At 51.5% G+C, this 15,875-nt stretch carries 18 protein-coding genes and 1 pseudogene; 10 read left to right on the top strand and 9 right to left on the bottom strand.

Annotation, left to right across the window (positions count from 1 at the left end; translation table 11 throughout):
• Positions 1–47: 47 nt before the first annotated feature.
• Both rfbB and galE read right to left on the bottom strand, forming a co-directional pair.
• On the bottom strand, positions 48–1,103 hold the full coding sequence (gene rfbB, locus AWR27_RS22585; RefSeq protein ID WP_077133284.1) for a dTDP-glucose 4,6-dehydratase: 1,056 nt from the start codon (positions 1,101–1,103) through the stop codon (positions 48–50).
• A gap of 11 nt (positions 1,104–1,114) precedes the next feature.
• Positions 1,115–2,164, bottom strand: coding sequence for a UDP-glucose 4-epimerase GalE (gene galE / locus AWR27_RS22580; RefSeq protein WP_077133283.1), 1,050 nt, complete (start codon positions 2,162–2,164; stop codon positions 1,115–1,117).
• 132 nt (positions 2,165–2,296) lie between these two features.
• Here galE and AWR27_RS22575 point away from each other — a divergent pair, with 132 nt between their 5' ends.
• Positions 2,297–3,172, top strand: a complete 876-nt coding sequence (locus tag AWR27_RS22575) for a transglutaminase-like domain-containing protein (RefSeq protein ID WP_077133282.1) — start codon at positions 2,297–2,299, stop codon at positions 3,170–3,172.
• Positions 3,173–3,358: 186 nt separating this feature from the next.
• Here AWR27_RS22575 and AWR27_RS22570 read toward each other — a convergent pair whose 3' ends face one another.
• The gene (locus tag AWR27_RS22570) at positions 3,359–3,985 is read right to left on the bottom strand and encodes a 4'-phosphopantetheinyl transferase family protein (protein WP_083732946.1); all 627 of its coding nucleotides are present in this window, start codon (positions 3,983–3,985) and stop codon (positions 3,359–3,361) included.
• Between the two features lie 58 nt (positions 3,986–4,043).
• Between AWR27_RS22570 and AWR27_RS22565 the strand changes: the two genes are divergently transcribed.
• The 3 genes from AWR27_RS22565 to folB all read left to right on the top strand — a co-directional run bounded on the left by AWR27_RS22565 (position 4,044) and on the right by folB (position 6,352).
• The gene (locus AWR27_RS22565; protein ID WP_077133281.1) at positions 4,044–4,949 is read left to right on the top strand and encodes a WD40 repeat domain-containing protein; all 906 of its coding nucleotides are present in this window, start codon (positions 4,044–4,046) and stop codon (positions 4,947–4,949) included.
• 113 nt (positions 4,950–5,062) lie between these two features.
• On the top strand, positions 5,063–5,941 hold the full coding sequence (locus tag AWR27_RS22560; protein ID WP_077133280.1) for a DivIVA domain-containing protein: 879 nt from the start codon (positions 5,063–5,065) through the stop codon (positions 5,939–5,941).
• Between the two features lie 60 nt (positions 5,942–6,001).
• The gene (gene folB, locus AWR27_RS22555; RefSeq protein WP_077133279.1) at positions 6,002–6,352 is read left to right on the top strand and encodes a dihydroneopterin aldolase; all 351 of its coding nucleotides are present in this window, start codon (positions 6,002–6,004) and stop codon (positions 6,350–6,352) included.
• Between the two features lie 70 nt (positions 6,353–6,422).
• Here the strand turns inward: folB and ytxJ are convergent, their stop codons facing one another.
• Positions 6,423–6,752: a bacillithiol system redox-active protein YtxJ gene (ytxJ, locus tag AWR27_RS22550; protein ID WP_077133278.1), complete on the bottom strand. Its 330-nt coding sequence runs from the start codon at positions 6,750–6,752 to the stop codon at positions 6,423–6,425.
• A 54-nt stretch (positions 6,753–6,806) separates the two neighbouring features.
• Positions 6,807–7,115, bottom strand: a complete 309-nt coding sequence (locus tag AWR27_RS22545; RefSeq protein ID WP_077133277.1) for a phosphoribosylpyrophosphate synthetase — start codon at positions 7,113–7,115, stop codon at positions 6,807–6,809.
• Positions 7,116–7,204: 89 nt separating this feature from the next.
• On the opposite strand from AWR27_RS22545, the gene AWR27_RS22540 reads away from it, so the two are divergent.
• Positions 7,205–8,536, top strand: coding sequence for a 3-deoxy-D-manno-octulosonic acid transferase (locus AWR27_RS22540; protein WP_077133276.1), 1,332 nt, complete (start codon positions 7,205–7,207; stop codon positions 8,534–8,536).
• Between the two features lie 54 nt (positions 8,537–8,590).
• Positions 8,591–9,517 carry a ribosome small subunit-dependent GTPase A gene (rsgA, locus tag AWR27_RS22535; RefSeq protein ID WP_077133275.1) on the top strand — a complete coding sequence of 309 codons (927 nt, stop codon included), beginning with the start codon at positions 8,591–8,593 and terminating at the stop codon, positions 9,515–9,517.
• On the opposite strand, the gene AWR27_RS22530 is transcribed toward rsgA, so the two are convergent.
• Both AWR27_RS22530 and AWR27_RS22525 read right to left on the bottom strand, forming a co-directional pair.
• Positions 9,514–10,122 carry a PDDEXK family nuclease gene (locus AWR27_RS22530; RefSeq protein WP_077133274.1) on the bottom strand — a complete coding sequence of 203 codons (609 nt, stop codon included), beginning with the start codon at positions 10,120–10,122 and terminating at the stop codon, positions 9,514–9,516. The genes rsgA and AWR27_RS22530 overlap by 4 nt on opposite strands.
• A gap of 38 nt (positions 10,123–10,160) precedes the next feature.
• Positions 10,161–11,537, bottom strand: a complete 1,377-nt coding sequence (locus AWR27_RS22525; protein WP_077134153.1) for a cystathionine beta-synthase — start codon at positions 11,535–11,537, stop codon at positions 10,161–10,163.
• A gap of 85 nt (positions 11,538–11,622) precedes the next feature.
• Here AWR27_RS22525 and AWR27_RS22520 point away from each other — a divergent pair, with 85 nt between their 5' ends.
• From AWR27_RS22520 to AWR27_RS22505, 4 genes are read left to right on the top strand one after another with little or no spacing between them, the layout of a single operon-like run.
• Entirely contained in the window at positions 11,623–12,180 is a 558-nt protein-coding gene (locus tag AWR27_RS22520; protein ID WP_077133273.1) for an RNA polymerase sigma factor, read from the top strand.
• The gene (locus AWR27_RS22515; protein WP_077133272.1) at positions 12,152–12,868 is read left to right on the top strand and encodes a hypothetical protein; all 717 of its coding nucleotides are present in this window, start codon (positions 12,152–12,154) and stop codon (positions 12,866–12,868) included. The genes AWR27_RS22520 and AWR27_RS22515 overlap by 29 nt, the downstream gene beginning before the upstream one ends.
• A gap of 4 nt (positions 12,869–12,872) precedes the next feature.
• Entirely contained in the window at positions 12,873–13,448 is a 576-nt protein-coding gene (locus AWR27_RS22510) for a hypothetical protein (RefSeq protein ID WP_077133271.1), read from the top strand.
• Entirely contained in the window at positions 13,400–13,963 is a 564-nt protein-coding gene (locus tag AWR27_RS22505; RefSeq protein WP_077133270.1) for a hypothetical protein, read from the top strand. The genes AWR27_RS22510 and AWR27_RS22505 overlap by 49 nt, the downstream gene beginning before the upstream one ends.
• Before the next feature lie 190 nt (positions 13,964–14,153).
• Here AWR27_RS22505 and AWR27_RS22500 read toward each other — a convergent pair whose 3' ends face one another.
• Entirely contained in the window at positions 14,154–14,669 is a 516-nt protein-coding gene (locus AWR27_RS22500; RefSeq protein WP_077133269.1) for a hypothetical protein, read from the bottom strand.
• 76 nt (positions 14,670–14,745) lie between these two features.
• Positions 14,746–15,827, bottom strand: a pseudogene (locus AWR27_RS22495) (AAA family ATPase).
• Positions 15,828–15,875 lie beyond the last annotated feature (48 nt).

The following is a 15,875-nucleotide window of genomic DNA, read 5'->3' as shown; positions in this document are numbered from 1 at the left end:
GTCTTTAGCTACACTCAATCATTTAACCACTCAATCATTCAACAGACTTACCGGTTTTCGTACATTTCTTCGTAATACTTCTGATAATGGCCCGACGTCACGTCGTCTAACCAGGCTTGGTTGGTTAAGAACCAATCGACGGTTTTTTCGAGACCTTCTTCAAACTGAAGCGACGGTTGCCAGCCTAATTCGTTCATGATCTTGCTGGCGTCGATGGCGTAACGCAGGTCGTGACCGGCGCGGTCGGTGACGTAGGTGATCAGTTGCGCCGAGGTGCCTTCGGGCCGACCAAGCTTGCGGTCCATGATGCTACACAGCAGGTGTACGAGGTCGATGTTTTTCCACTCGTTGAAACCACCGATGTTGTAGGTTTCGCCTAATCTGCCGTTATGAAAAATCGTGTCGATAGCGCGGGCATGATCGACTACGTAGAGCCAGTCGCGTACGTTTTCGCCCTTGCCATATACGGGTAGCGGCTTGTTCTGCTGGATGTTGTGAATCATCAGCGGAATCAGCTTTTCGGGGAAGTGGTTCGGGCCGTAGTTGTTCGAGCAGTTGCTCAGCACTACCGGCAGTTTGTAGGTATTGCCGTAAGCCCGCACGAAATGATCGGAAGCAGCTTTCGAGGCCGAATACGGCGACTGCGGGTCGTAGGGCGTGGTTTCCAGAAAAAACTCGTCGGCATTGTGCAGCGAACCGTACACCTCATCGGTCGAAACGTGATAGAATCGCTTCCCTTCGTAGCCCGTGGTTTTCCAGGCATCCTTGGCCGTGTTCAGCAGGTTCACCGTACCCACAACGTTGGTCATCACGAACGACATCGGGTCGGTAATCGACCGGTCAACGTGCGACTCGGCGGCCAGGTGAATCACCCCGTCGAACGTTGTTTCAGCAAATAGTTCGTTTAGAAACTGTGCGTCGGTAATGTCGCCCTTGACGAACGTATAATTCGGCGCATGTTCAATATCGGTCAGATTTGCCAGATTCCCTGCGTAGGTCAGTTTATCGAGGTTATAAATCTGGTAGTCAGGATATTTCGTCACAAACAGCCGCACCACGTGCGACCCAATGAAACCGGCTCCTCCGGTGATTAAGATTTTCATGGTCTACAACCTTATGATTCTACAACGTTAGAACTTAATTTTTTCTGCCAACGCCAGGCATCCCGCAATGACTCGGCCAGGCTCCGGCGGGCGGTCCAGCCCAGCACGGTCTGTGCTTTTGTCACATCGGCATATACCTGCTCAACGTCGCCCGGTCGGCGCGGGCCAATGGTGTACCTGAGCGAAACGCCCGTTGCTTCCTCAAACGTTTTAATGATGTGGAGCACCGTTTCGCCATGCCCCGTACCAATGTTCAGCACGTCGTAGCTGCGCTCATCGGAGGATTTGCTTAGAACATTCACTGCCTGCACGTGTGCTTCGGCCAGGTCCATTACATGAATGTAGTCGCGGATGCAGGTGCCGTCGGGCGTGTTGTAATCGTTCCCGTGAACCGTCAGGTTTTGCCGAATACCGGCGGCTGTTTGCATCAGATACGGCACCAGATTGGCCGGAACCCCCAGCGGCAGCTCGCCAATCAGGGCCGACGGGTGTGCGCCAACAGGATTGAAGTACCGCAACGCCAGTGCCTTGATAGGCGTATTGGCCTGAACCACGTCCCGGATAATGTCTTCGCTGATGGCTTTGGTATTACCATAGGGCGACTGTGCCGGACGCCGGGGCGTTTCTTCTGTGACCGGAAGGCGTTCCGGCTGTCCATATACGGTGCAGGACGACGAGAACACTAAATTCGGCACGTTGTATTTCGGCATCAGGTCGAGCAACAACATCAGCGAATCGAGGTTATTGCGGTAGTACTTGAGCGGTTTTGCCACTGATTCGCCAACGGCTTTATGAGCGGCAAAATGAATAACGCCCCGAAACGATTCATCCCGAAAAATGGCTTCCATTGTCGGGGCGTCGTTGCAGTCGGCATCGTAGCAGATCACGTCGCGGCCCAGTATGGCCCGCAAACCGTCGAGAGCCGATTTTTGGGAGTTATCGAAGTTATCGACAATGACCGGCTCGAAACCAGCCTCGACCAGCGCAACCACCGTGTGGGAGCCAATGAAACCAGCTCCGCCAGTTACCAGAATTTTGGGAGAATTGCCAGAAGAAGCCAAATCGTTTTTATGAAAATATTGTTGTTACTTTAGGCATGTGGCCCGAAAAGCCGGACAAAAGTAGCATATTTGATAGGTTTCCGAAAACAGATTTTATTTGAAGGCCACAGATTGCTAAGCCCAGCTAATCAAATGAACGATAACGAACTCAAAGCCCTGATTTCGCTCTTAGACGACGAGGACCGTGAAGTAGTAGAGCATGTAGAGCAGCGAATCCGGCAAATTGGCGGGCCGATGATTCCTCTTCTGGAAACCGAATGGGAGGGCAGCTTTAACCCGGCATTACAAAAACGCATCGAAGAATTAATCCACGATTTACAATACGAGTCGGTTCTCGAACGCATCCGCGACTGGAAAAACGGGGGAGCGATGGACCTGCTCGAGGGTTTGTGGATCATAGCTACCTACCAATACCCCGACCTCTCGCTCGACAAACTGCGGCAGGAAGTGGAACAACTGTTCTACGACGTTTGGGTCGATTTTCGGCCCGATATGCACCCCGACGAGCAGGTTCGGGCTATGAACACGGCTTTTTTCTCGAAGCTCAAATTCGCGCCCAATACCAAGCATTTCCACTCGCCCGCCAACTCGATGATCAATCAGGTACTCGACACGCGCCGGGGCAATCCGATTACGTTGTGTGTGCTGTACATGCTGATTGCCCAACGGCTGAATCTGCCCATCTACGGCGTTAACCTGCCCAACCTGTTTGTACTGACTTACAAAAACAGCAACGGCGTTCAGTTTTACATCAACGTGTTCAACCGGGGGCTGGTCTTTACCAAAAAAGACATCGATCAATACATCGATCAGTTGAATCTCAAACGGTTAGACACGTTCTACCAACCCTGCACCAACGCCGATATTGTACGGCGGGTGTTGCGCAATCTAACGCTGGCGTTCGAGAAAAACGGCGATACCGAACGCGTCCGCGAAGTTGAAGCCATCCTGAACGCCGTTAAAGACGAAGGCGATGGCCTGCCGCTGTCCGACTACACGCAGCGGTAACAACGTAGAGACGCAAGATATTGCGTCTCCTGACCGGATGGTTTAGGCTGACGCATGATGATTTTGCGTCTCCTAACCGGATGGTTTAGGCTGACGCATGATGATTTTGCGTCTCCTGACCGGATGGTTTAGCTGACGCGTGATGAGCTGACGCGTGATGAGACGCAACATCTTGCGTCTCTACGATTAGAACGCTACTGTTAGTAGCCCCGGTCCGATTCTGAAACAGTGAATGTCTAACGTTTCTTCGTGGTCGGGTAGGCGCACGTGGCCTGTGAGCCGGTTGGCACCGTCGGCAAAAGGGTCGATGTAGAGGTGTTCGCGAAAGGTAAGCTGGCGTTTCCCATAAAGTTTATACAAACATTCTTTGGCGCACCAGTATACGGCCAATCGGTTTGGGTCGCCGTTGGCGTGGGCAATTTCTGATGCCGACAACACGCGCGGCACTACCCGCGTAAACTGATCGCGCACCGGCTCTACGTCGATACCAACCGGGCGCGACTGGTGCAGCACCGCAGCAGCCCACCCCCCCGTATGTGACAGCGAAATATGCGCATTGACCCCAATAAGGTACGGCTTTCCATACTCATCTTTGTGCAGTCCAGCGTATGTAATACCGTATTCTTCAGCTAATTGTCGAACGGCTACCCGACAGGCCAGCCACTCTACGCGTTGCGCCGGGTGGCTGATGCGGGCCAATTCGGCCAGTTCGGGTACAGTGAGCCGCAGCCCGGCGCGAAGCGTTAATTCATCATCGACAATCGGGCTAAGCAAAGCCGTGCAGTTGGGCGCGATTTGTAGGAAAGGTGGCAATGTTTTTAAGAAATTTCGTTATTCGCCATTTGGTAGTCAATATTCGTTATTCTTTTCGATGCATATACAAAAAATTGACACCTTTGGCGGGCACCGCGATTGCGTGTACACACTTGAGGGCGGAACCAACCCCAATGAATTCTTCTCGGCAGGGGGCGACGGGCTTGTGGTGCGGTGGCGGCTCGACCGACCCGATCAGGGCGAGTTGGTAGCTAATATGCCCGCGTCGGTCTATGCATTGGCCCGTCATGCCGGCAGTGGGCTGTTGTGGGTAGGTCAGAATTACGAAGGACTACACCTGATCGACACAGCCCAGAAGCAGGAGGTTCGATCACTTAAGCTAACATCGGCGGCTATCTTCGACATTAAATTTTATAAGAACGACGCCTTTGTTGCTTTAGGCGATGGCGTTGTGGTGGTAATAGATACCGAACAAATGGCCGTTCGGAAGCATCTGAAAGCATCGGGCCAATCGGCGCGTTGCATTGCCATTAATCCCGTTGAGCGCGATTTGGCAGTTGGCTATAGCGATAATAGCATTCGTATTTTTGATTTGGCAAGTTATGAACTAAAGCACGTCATACCGGCCCATGCCAACTCTGTATTTACGCTGGCGTACTCGCCCCACTTCCGATTTCTGCTGTCGGCGGGGCGTGATGCCCATCTGAAAATCTGGGACGTTGAACAACAGTACGCGCTGCATCAGGACGTAGTGGCGCATTTATTCGCAATAAATCACCTTGCGTTTAACCCTGATGGCACGTTGTTTGCGACGGCCAGCATGGATAAGTCCGTGAAAATCTGGGATGCCGAAACCTTCCGGCTCCTGAAAGTAGTTGACCGCGCCCGGCATGCCGGGCATGGCACATCGATTAATAAATTATTATGGACTACTTATCAGCAACAGCTACTTTCGGCCAGCGACGACCGCACCGTTTCGGTTTGGCAGGTGAGTTTACCGTAACCGCTTGGACAGAAAATGGTGGTTTTTGTGTCTTATTTTTGTAAAATACGTAGATTGGGTGTTACTTGACCCGAATCATACCTATTTATCAGATTAATCAGCTAAGCGCACCGATGAAAATCACGCCTATTGAAATCCGGCAACACACGTTTGAGAAAGGATTGCGCGGTTATAGAGCCGAAGACGTTGACGCCTTTTTGGTTTCGCTCTCACAAGAATGGGAGCGCGTAACCAGCGACTATAAAATGCTGAAAATGCAGCTCGAACTGGCAGAAAAAGAGCTTAACAAGCTGAGAGAGGTGGAAATGACCCTATTTCGCACGCTCAAAACTGCCGAAGACACCAGCACTCAAATAACGGAGCAGGCTAACAAAGCCGCCGAACAATACCTTGCCGATGCCCGCCAAAAAGCCGACGAGATGCTGGCCGATGCCCGCAAACGCTCGACGCTGATGGTGCAGGACGCTGAAAATCAGGCCCGATACCTGAAAGACAACATCCTGAACGACATGAAGGCGCTGGAGCACGACTTCAAGGCTCTGGAGAATTACAAGGAAAACCTTGCTCAACAAATTCGCGCGTTAGCCAGCAATGCCGTTGACAGCGTAGATCGGTTTGAGAAAAAGTTTGCCAAACAAAATTTGAAAGGTAAAATCGACGAAGTTACCTCGCAGATTAAAGAGGAAAGTAAACAGGCTGAAAACGCTGTTCAGCCAGAGCCACAGGCCGAAACATCCGAACAGCCGGTTGCTGACCTGCCGCCGTTGGTAGAGCGGGAAACCGCCATACCCGAAGCAATTCCGGTTGATGAAGAACTGGTCGCTAAATTAGACGACGCCATTCATAACGCTGATGCTGCCATGCCACACGGCGCAGAGCGTGTTGTAGATGATACGGTGGTTGAATCTGCCGCTGTTCAGGAACAGGCTGCAACTACTGAGCCGACGACCGAAGAACCGAAAAAAGGCGGGTCTTTTTTCGATCAAATTTAAGTAAGGTGGCTGGAGAGCCGCCTTGCACTTATTGAATGCGGCTTTCCAGCCGCCTTACGCATGGGAACGATTGCCTTAGAAGGTCTCGAATTTTTTTCTTACCACGGCTTTTACGACGAAGAACAGAAAATTGGCAATAAGTATGCCGTTGATATTGTTGTGACCGCTGATTTTTCGGAAGCGGCCCGGCGCGACCGTCTGAGTGCAACCGTCAACTATGAAGACATCTACCGAATCACGGCGGGCGTGATGCAGCAACCCGCCCGCCTGCTGGAACACATTGCCCACCGCATCATCGAAGAAATCAGAGCAAAATACCCTGACTTAGAGGCTGTTGAAGTAAGCGTCTCTAAGTTCAACCCACCCATCGGGGGCGTTTGCCACCGGGCAAAGATCACGCTGAAAGAGTAGTTATAAGTGAAAAATGAATAGTGAAAAGTGTATGCCTATCAACCACTTTTCACTATTCATTTTTCACTTATTACACCGCCTGCTGCAACCCGGTAAACGAAATCGCCATGTGCGAAGCGTCGTAAATGCACGACCCATTTTTAATGAGCAATACCTGCGGAGACTCGTGTTCTACGCCAAACTCCTGCTCGATTTTATTAGAAATAGGTCGATTAGCAAGCAAGTCGAGATAGTACGGCTTCACACCCAATTGCTCACTCCAGTTGCGCTCCATGCGGCTGAGAGCCATCGCACTGATCGAGCAGGTTGTACTGTGTTTGAAAATAAGTACGGGATGACGTGCCGATTCTTCCTTTATAGCGTCGAGTTGTGCTTCGCTCGTTAGTTTATTCCAATTCATTGTAACAACACCAATCTTGTTGACGTAAAATTAATTTCATCCACGAAAAGTTCGTCATTTGTCTGGGCGCATCGTTAATTTTTCGGCCATTTCAGGCGTGATAGCGTCGGCGTATGGACCATAAGCATCGATCAGCGTGCCCCGGTCCCCGTTATGCGCTTCAATAACGTAGATTACCGTCGAATCGCCGGGGTCGGTCATGCCTTCGAAGCGATAGGTATCTACAATATCGAAGTCGTCGGGGTGTAGCTCGATGGAGCTCTGCTGGCACTTCAGGCAATCATTTTTCAGGTTGTAATCGAGTGTAAAGCCCTGTTGGCGCAGGTCTTCGAGTGCTTCTGTGACGGTCTCGTAGGTTTTCATGCGTTTTGGTTTCTGAGGACACGGGGCTATCGGCCCAAATACATTCTGTTGGCTACCTTTGCTGCTTCATTAACCAACCACATAGACGCTTGTTTTCGGCACTGTATAATACTGGTATTTACGGGTATCAGTTTCTGCTTCGGCTGGCGGCCCCGTTCAAGCCCAAAGCCCGGTTGTGGGTCGATGGTCGGCACGACTGGGCCAATCGACTGGCGCAGCAACTGGACGGCAATGTGCAGCCCATTGCCTGGTTTCATGCCGCTTCGCTGGGCGAGTTCGAGCAGGGCCGACCTGTCATTGAAGCATTTCGGGTACAGTATCCTACTTACAAAATTCTGCTGACTTTTTTTTCGCCATCAGGCTATGAAGTCCGCAAGACCTACGACGGGGCCGACTGTGTTTGTTATTTACCCGCCGATACGCCCGCCAATGCCCGGCAATTCGTGCAGTTGGTGAAGCCGCAGATTGCCTTTTTCATTAAGTACGAGTTCTGGCACAATTACCTGCGGGAGTTGAAAGCCGCCCACATTCCCGTAGTTTGCTTTTCGGCCAGTTTTCGCCCTAATCAACTGTTTTTCAAATCATACGGAGTCGGACCGGCGCACCGATTCTACCGAAACATGCTTCATTGCTTCGATCACATCCTGGTGCAGAACCAACAGTCTGCCGATTTGCTGCGGAGCATTGGTATTACCAACGTGACATTGGCGGGCGACACGCGTTTTGACCGGGTTGCCGAAACTGCCCGCAACAAACGCCCGATTCCCGCTGCGGAAGCCTTCAAAGCCGGTCAGCCATTGCTGGTAGTTGGCAGCGCGTGGCCCCGCGACATCGACGTGCTGATTCCATTTCTGAACCATTTCGAGCAACCGCTCAAAGTTATAATTGCCCCACATGAAATCAACGACGCCCAAATCGAACGCTGGCGCGGGCAGTTGACCGGCGGGTCGGTGCGGTACTCTGTGTTGAATGATAGAATGATTGAATTATTGAATGAGACCACAGCATCACACATTCAATCATTCAATCATTCTATCACTCAATATCTCTTGATCGACAACATCGGCTTGCTGGCTTCGCTCTATCAATATGGCGATTTTGCTTACATCGGCGGGGCATTTGGCGAGGGACTACACAACATTCTGGAACCGGCTACCTTTGGCGTACCTGTTTTCTTTGGCCCCGAAATTAGCGACTTTCCCGAAGCAACGGAGTTGATACAGGCGGGTGGTGCTTTTTCCATTGGCAGCACCGCAGAATTTGAAAAAGCCTTCCGGCAGCAATACGCCGACTCGTCGGTAGCGGCCCAGGCCAGCCACGCTTATGTGCAACGGAACATTGGCGCAACCGAGCGGGTTATGGAAGTTGTCAGAGATATTTTTAAACGCAGAGCAAATAGAGGTTTACGCAGAGACCGCTGAGTTGCTCTGTGATCTCTGCGTTTATCTCAGTATCTCTGCGTTTAAAACTCATTCATGCAAAACGGCTTAATTCTTCGCTCAACAGGTTCCTGGTACGACGTTCGTGACGCCGACGGACATATCTTTCAGGGGCGACTGAAGGGGAAATTTAAACTAAAAGGTCTTAAAGTCACTAACCCCATCGCGGTGGGCGACCGCGTAACGTTCGAGGTCGAAGATGAAGCCGAAAACACGGTGGTCATTACTGACATTGTGCCGCGCGAAAACTACATCATCCGGCAGTCGGTTCACAAAACAGCGCAGGGCCACATTCTGGCTGCCAACCTCGATCAGGCGGTGTTGCTCGCTACCCTGACGCTGCCCCGCACTTCGCTCGGTTTTATCGACCGCTTTCTGGTGTCTGCCGAATCGTTTCGGATTCCGACAGCCATTGTCTTCAATAAAACCGATATTCTGAACGACGAAGGATTGGCTTATCAGCGGGAAATTATGGATTTGTATGGGCAGATTGGCTATACCAGCCTGTCAACTTCGGCCATTGAAGGTGAGGGCATCGACGCATTCCGACAGTTGCTCGACCATAAGGTAACGCTGCTGTCGGGGCATTCGGGCGTAGGCAAATCATCGCTGGTGAACGCCATCGCGCCCGACCTGAACCTGCGTACCAACGAAGTTTCAACGTTCGCCAACAAAGGCGTTCACACAACTACGTTTGCCGAGATGTTCGAGATTGCGCCCGATACCTATATCATCGACACGCCGGGCATCAAAGAGCTGGGTTTGATTGACACCAACAAATCGGAAATCGGCCACTACTTTCCCGAAATGCGCGACCGGCTCAACCAGTGCCGGTTTCATAACTGCCTGCATATCAACGAACCCGGTTGCGCCATTAAAGACGCTGTCGGCGAAGGCGACATTGCCGAAAGCCGCTATATGAGCTACCTGAGCATGATGGACGGGGGCGACAACCGACGTTAGATAACCCCCTCTTCGGTGAGCAAGTCCGTGATATTGAGCGTTAAGTTATCTATTACCGGAATGGTCGTATCCCAATTCAGCGTAAGCCAGGGTTCGTCTTTGGTGGCGACAAAAACCTTCTGCGATTTGGTTGTAATCCAGATCACACGCTCGGTGCCGAAGGCCAGCATCGACTCGGTTTTTTCGTAGATGTAATCCTGCTCTTTGGCCGGAAACTCTTCCAGATCAATTTTTATATCGACCTCAACGACTACTTTGGGAGCCACATCGAAAAACTTACCCTTGACCGTTACCTTTTCTTTCTCGTAGAAGGCAATATCATTGACAATGTTATCGCCCAGTTTGATGTGCAGCCCCGGCTCGTTGGTCACGACCCAGTACGTTTTGCGGTTGGCGTGTGTAGCCAGATATAAATGTAAAGCGGAAACGATAATTGCCTGAAGGTCGCTGCAACCGATAACTTCACCGGGCGTTTTCTGGTTGGATAATACATCTTTATAACCCTTCCGGTAAAGGGGTCTCCCGTTGAGCGTTTCATAAATCAGGTAAGAGGGTACGCGTTGTAGCGATACCTCAGCCGTAGGAGATGCCGTTTCAGTGACCATAACCAGACTATTTTTAGACAATATACAACATTTGACCCTTAATTAGTCATAGCCGCCAGCAAATCGGCCTGCGTGATGATATGAACCTGTTCGCGCTCGTCGCGCACGAGCAGAGCCTTGTTGTCGCGGTCGATCAGCGACGACAGCGCGTCGATGGTGTTGTCTAAGCCCACGAATTTGAATGGCTTGTCCATCACCTCGCTAACGGGATGGTCTTTCACGGCGGGGTCGTCGATGAGCCGGTTCAGGATGGTGCTGTCGGTCAGGCTACCCACAATATGGCCGTTCTCGTCCGTCACCGGAATCTGCGAAATGGCGTATCGGTTGAGCACCTGAATGGCCTGACTCACCGTTACGCCCGCAGCGATGGTGGTCAACTGCGACGCGCCGTTTTTCGAGCGTACAATGTCGCGGGCGGTTTTGAAAGCGCGGTCTTCCAGAAAACCGTGATCTTTCATCCAGGTGTCGTTGTATATTTTGGCGAGGTAGCGCGTACCGTGGTCGGGCAGCAGAATCACCAGCACATCATCGTCGGTCAGATTATCTTTGGCCCATTCCAACGCACCATGTACCGCCGTGCCGCACGACCAACCGACAAATAGCCCCTCCTCCCGCGAGAGTCGCCGGGCCATGATAGCCGCATCTTTATCCGTGACTTTTATAAACTGGTCGATGACGCTGAAATCGACGTTCTGCGGCAGAATGTCTTCGCCGATGCCTTCGGTCAGGTAGGGGTAGATTTCGCCGGGGTCGAAAATGCCGGTTTCCTTATATTTCTTGAATACCGAGCCATACGTATCCAACCCCAGCGTAAACAGGTCAGGATTTTGCTCTTTCAGATAACGCGACGTACCGCTGATGGTGCCGCCCGTACCGACGCTCGCGGCAAAGTGCGTGATCTTACCTTCGGTGTCGCGCCATATTTCGGGGCCGGTATGCTCGTAGTGCGCGGCTGTATTCGAGAGATTGTCGTACTGATTTGGATAAATCGAGTTCGGAATTTCGCGGTTCAGGCGTTTGGCGACGGAGTAATACGAACGCGGATCGTCGGGCGCAACGTTGGTCGGGCAAACGACCACTTCGGCCCCTACCGCCCGCAAAATGTCGATCTTTTCTTTCGACTGCTTGTCAGCCATCGTGAAAATGCACTTATAGCCTTTGGCAATGGCCGTGAGTGCCAGCCCAAAACCTGTGTTACCGCTCGTGCCTTCGATGATGGTGCCACCGGGTTTGAGTTCGCCCCGGCGTTCGGCGTCTTCGATCATGCGAATGGCGATGCGGTCTTTCACCGAGTTGCCAGGGTTAAAATATTCGACTTTGGCTAAAACGGTGCCACGAATGCCCTTTGTAACGCTGTTGAGCTTCACCAATGGTGTATTGCCAATAGTGTCAACGATGGAATTGTAGTAGTTCATGTTGCTGAAGTTTTGCTGTATTTCATTGCCCAGGCAACCCTTTACGGTAATCTGGCATTTCTGTCGTTGAAATTCGTCCAAAGATATGTCGAAGCAATTGGTTGAACAATGCCAGCGCGGGAATGCCTTTGCCCAGAAACGGCTGTTCGATCAGTATGCCAACCGCTTGTTTCGGGTTAGTCTGCGCTACGTTCGGCAGGAGCCGGAAGCCGAAGAAGTGCTGATGAATGCATTTCTAAAAGCGTTTCGGAGCATCGACGCCTTTACCTACCGCGACGATAACGGGTTGGAAGCGTGGCTACGGCGCATTGTGGTTAACGAAGCGTTGCAGTATTTGCGGGCCAATCGGCACCTGCCGCTTTTCCAGACCGACGACGAGGCCGACATTCTGCCCGATGCGGCTCCGTTGCCCGACGCCGGATTGGATGCCGAACGGATATACGCCCTCATTCGGGAGTTGCCGCCCGGTTATCGAACGGTCTTTAATTTATACGCCATTGAAGGATATACGCACCGCGAAATTGCCGAACAGCTACACATCTCCGAAAACACATCGAAATCGCAGTTGAGCAAGGCACGGGCCTTGTTGCAAACCTGGTTAGTTCAGAACGGCTATGAAACAGAAAACCGACGAAATGCCTGACGAATGGGTACGGCAACTGCTGAACCAACTGCCCGACGCGCCCCCGCCCGGTTCGTCGTTCGATTCGGCACGTTTGTGGAGTCAGCTACGCCCTGAGCTTCAGGCCAAACCCGCCCGCCGATGGGTACGGTGGTGGGTGGCTGCGGCCTGCCTGACCGGACTCATAATCGGTTGGCTGGTATGGCCCTTACAGCACAGTGAGCAGAAAACGGCAGCTATTGACCAACGCCAACCCGATGCACTATCTGGTCTATCTGCCAAATCCAAACCGATGGTAGACAGTAGTGAAGCAGTGCCTGTGGTGGCCGAAGTACGTCAGCCGAGAACGCAACGCGACAGAGCAAAAAACCAGCCTGTATATAGCCCCGCCGACGTAGCCGTTCCTGCCTACAAACTTGCCGAACCTGAGCCTGTTGCTCAGGCAACTGAACAATCTGTCCCGCCCGCGACTACGCCCGTCGTCGAAACCATGTCGGAAGCTCGTCAGGCGAACGTAGCGGCTGCTACCCCGAAACGGCGTTTTCGGGTGATGCACGAAAATGAACTGCGGGCCGAAGATGAAGCCGCGCCGAAATTATACCGCGCCGATAGTTTCGTTCGGTTAGGGACCGGGCAACGCAGCGAACCCGCAACAGCCAACCGGCAGTCGGCTTTAATTATGCCTTTAACAAATCACTCCAACCAATAAAATCATGCGTTCAATTTGCTTTGTTGCCGTGTTCCTGCTGAGCACGGTCGGAAAATCGTTGTGCCAATCGACTGGAAATCACCTGACTGAGCCGGGGGCAAAACGTAAGTTTACAGGCTTGAGTCATATTGAAATCGACTTAGGCCAGCGCAATACGTTGCTGATTTGGTTCGACCAATACACGCAGGTGCTGGCCCGAAAAAACATTGATTCGGTGCTACGGCTGTTCGTGGCCGATTACCGAAACGTAGAAGACACAACACAACCCACGACGCGCTCGATTCACGCCCTGTTTAAACTTCGACCCGACAACCGCGATCTGTCGGTACGTGCTACTCCACAAGCGACTACTGATTTTAGATTTCGGAAGGGCGAAAGTCCCGTTGAGGTAAAAACGAAGCAGGATACGCTACAGGTGGTTTGGCTGTCGGCTACCGCCAGCGCGATGCCTACCGATTTTGCCGTTTATTTTCTCGTGAATAACCTCCGCGATCTCGACCGGCTGCTCCAGGCGGGGGCGTCAATGCCAAAGTGGAACAAGCACTCGAATCGGTACGGACGTTTAAACACCACAACCTGACTAATCCCCGCTACGCATTCGACCTGCTCCAAAGCCTCGACAATAAACCAACCTTCCGAACGCCGGGCCTGGCTCGTGAGCCATTCCTCAGTTTTCACCCCGGCATTGGCGTGGGCGTGATTCGTAATCAGTTGGTGCCGTCGTTTAATTTTGATCTCGAACTTGTCCCAAACCGGTTTCAGCAGGTAGGGTATTTTGTCGGCTATACGTCCAACTTCTTTTTCCAGTCGGCCCCCGACAACGCTTTGCAGACATTCCGAAACGATTTTGTTCATGCAGGCGTGTCGTTTTATCGGAAAGACAAAGACAGCCGAACGGCGAATTTCACGAAACACATAGCCTCGTTCTACGTGGGGCTACCGGTTTACCGCTCCGGTTCGTTTTTCGCGCCCAACACCATTAAGCTCGGTGCCACCGTTTATCAGAACTGGCTAATGAAGGTGCAGACCGACGTGTATATGAACGGCTTTTTCAAGCAGGTAAATCCAAGTCTGCGGTTGGTCGTTGGGTTCTGAGAACGCCTGTCTTTACGCGAAATTAAATCACGCGTGGCGTATGGCTGACGCGAGGGAGACAACGGGTTGCTGGCTGACGCGAGTGAGACGCAAAGGGTTGCGTCTCTACGCCGGATGGTCACCTGTAGAGACGCAACCCTTTGCGTCTCCACGTGCGTCAGCCATACGCCAATGCAACGTCAAATTGATATTATTCACCCAGCAACTCCGATTCGACGGATGAGTAGGCGGCCAGAAAAGCGAGTACCTGTTTGTGGAAGTGTCGGAAGCTTTCGGAGCGCGATTCTAACCACGTAATATCGAACTGCTTTGATAAGTCATCGACAATCGGATTCGATATTTCGTTCGGTGGATCTTCTTGTCCATATACCTCCAACTTTGCTTTCTTGTTTGGGTGCATATGAAACGACACATTTTTTGTTGACTTCGGATTGCCCTGACGATATTTCAACAGCCACAACCAATGCTCAACACATTGCACGGGCAGCATGAGCAACAGATTATCAATGCACTCTTTGGCGAAGTGGTCGCGCCGAAGAGTGAACTGTGCATCCTGATGGCTGTCGATGTCCCGACCAATGAAGAAGACGTCATGCTGGTGTTTGAAAAGACCTTCGCGGGCAACATAAGCAAATTTGGTGTCCACTAACTTCTTGCCACGCGCCTGAAATTTTTCACAGAAATCGTCGTCTCGTTCAAAGACCATTGAGTTACTGCCGAAGTGCTGAAGGTAATTATGCAGAAAGATTTTATGGGCACTGTCTTCTCCATAGAAGCCGTACTTAATTCGTCTCATGGGGCACACCGCCTAAAAAGCCAATAGTCCAATATTCACCCAATGCTTCTGTGTAGGGCACGGGCGGAATTCCCAATCGTTCATTTTCCTGATTGGCCGGTTCGATAACGTCACGTTGCAGATTCTTTACGATGGTCGCGCCTTCTGCGTCTTTATCAAAAACAAAAACACTCTCCGGCGACTCCGCAAACTCATCCAGCAACAGCGGGCTGTGGGTAGTCATAATGACCTGGATATCCTTCTCAGCCACTAACCGACGGATGAAATCCATCACCTCCCGAATCCGGCGCGGGTGAATGCCTTTTTCCGGCTCTTCGAGCAGCAGCAGTTTTGGCGGATTAGGCTGGTTGATGATGCAAAGAAGCGCGAGAAAATAGAGAGTTCCTTCGGAAAGTTCATCGGCCCAGTAGGTTACGCCTTGTTTGCTGTTCGTTAGGCCGATACGTTTGAAAGATTTGTCTCCGTACAGCTTTTTAAGTTCATCCGTCGGCGGGGCATCTTCTAAATTAATCTCGTCAAACTCTGGAATGCACTTGCTCAAATCTGACTCCGTGCGGTTAAAAACTGCTTTTCGGTACTTACCCAGCATTAAATCAAGAAAACCAACCAGATTAGAACAATCGGCACTTACCATTTCCTCGCCCGTTCCAACCGGGCCGGGTTGGGTGAGCTTATTTGGGTCAGGCTTATAGATGATGAGAGGTCCAACCTTTTCTTTCATTTTTCGAGGATCAAAATGCAAAAAAGTCCCAGTACCCTCCCTCTTAACTCAGCTTTCTGTATCGAACCTTTACCTGTAACAATACAAACAAATCCTCTTTCATAACTTTGTGTACTAAGATCATATAACAGTTCAAGCTTTATCTCGTTTCCTCTTAGTTGCTTGAAGACAAAACGCTCATAATCAGGTTCATCCTGATTAGTATTATCTCTTACAAAATACGCCAACGCCTTCAAAAGATTCGTCTTCCCCGAATTGTTCGGGCCGATGAGCAGATTGACTTTCTGGAGGTCGAGCGTGACGTCTTTGAGGCTCTTGAAGTTCTGGATGGATACGCGCTTGAGCATGGCAATTCGCGGGTTTGGGCGGTGCTGTTGGGCGCAAGTTAGCCATTT

Origin of the sequence: Spirosoma montaniterrae (assembly GCF_001988955.1) — a bacterium.
GTDB lineage: Bacteria > Bacteroidota > Bacteroidia > Cytophagales > Spirosomataceae > Spirosoma > Spirosoma montaniterrae.
The sequence above is the reverse complement of the archived record's forward strand: the minus strand, read 5'-3'. Positions and strand labels throughout refer to the sequence as shown.

What these genes read in the sequence shown, in the direction of transcription:
- rfbB (WP_077133284.1), bottom strand. Translation starts at nt 1,103, where the DNA reads ATGAAAATCTTAATCACCGGAGGAGCCGGTTTCATTGGGTCGCACGTG.
- AWR27_RS22575 (WP_077133282.1), top strand. Translation starts at nt 2,297, where the DNA reads ATGAACGATAACGAACTCAAAGCCCTGATTTCGCTCTTAGACGACGAG.
- AWR27_RS22565 (WP_077133281.1), top strand. Translation starts at nt 4,044, where the DNA reads ATGCATATACAAAAAATTGACACCTTTGGCGGGCACCGCGATTGCGTG.
- AWR27_RS22560 (WP_077133280.1), top strand. Translation starts at nt 5,063, where the DNA reads ATGAAAATCACGCCTATTGAAATCCGGCAACACACGTTTGAGAAAGGA.
- folB (WP_077133279.1), top strand. Translation starts at nt 6,002, where the DNA reads ATGGGAACGATTGCCTTAGAAGGTCTCGAATTTTTTTCTTACCACGGC.
- ytxJ (WP_077133278.1), bottom strand. Translation starts at nt 6,752, where the DNA reads ATGAATTGGAATAAACTAACGAGCGAAGCACAACTCGACGCTATAAAG.
- AWR27_RS22545 (WP_077133277.1), bottom strand. Translation starts at nt 7,115, where the DNA reads ATGAAAACCTACGAGACCGTCACAGAAGCACTCGAAGACCTGCGCCAA.
- rsgA (WP_077133275.1), top strand. Translation starts at nt 8,591, where the DNA reads ATGCAAAACGGCTTAATTCTTCGCTCAACAGGTTCCTGGTACGACGTT.
- AWR27_RS22530 (WP_077133274.1), bottom strand. Translation starts at nt 10,122, where the DNA reads ATGGTCACTGAAACGGCATCTCCTACGGCTGAGGTATCGCTACAACGC.
- AWR27_RS22525 (WP_077134153.1), bottom strand. Translation starts at nt 11,537, where the DNA reads ATGAACTACTACAATTCCATCGTTGACACTATTGGCAATACACCATTG.
- AWR27_RS22520 (WP_077133273.1), top strand. Translation starts at nt 11,623, where the DNA reads ATGTCGAAGCAATTGGTTGAACAATGCCAGCGCGGGAATGCCTTTGCC.
- AWR27_RS22515 (WP_077133272.1), top strand. Translation starts at nt 12,152, where the DNA reads ATGAAACAGAAAACCGACGAAATGCCTGACGAATGGGTACGGCAACTG.
- AWR27_RS22510 (WP_077133271.1), top strand. Translation starts at nt 12,873, where the DNA reads ATGCGTTCAATTTGCTTTGTTGCCGTGTTCCTGCTGAGCACGGTCGGA.
- AWR27_RS22500 (WP_077133269.1), bottom strand. Translation starts at nt 14,669, where the DNA reads ATGGTCTTTGAACGAGACGACGATTTCTGTGAAAAATTTCAGGCGCGT.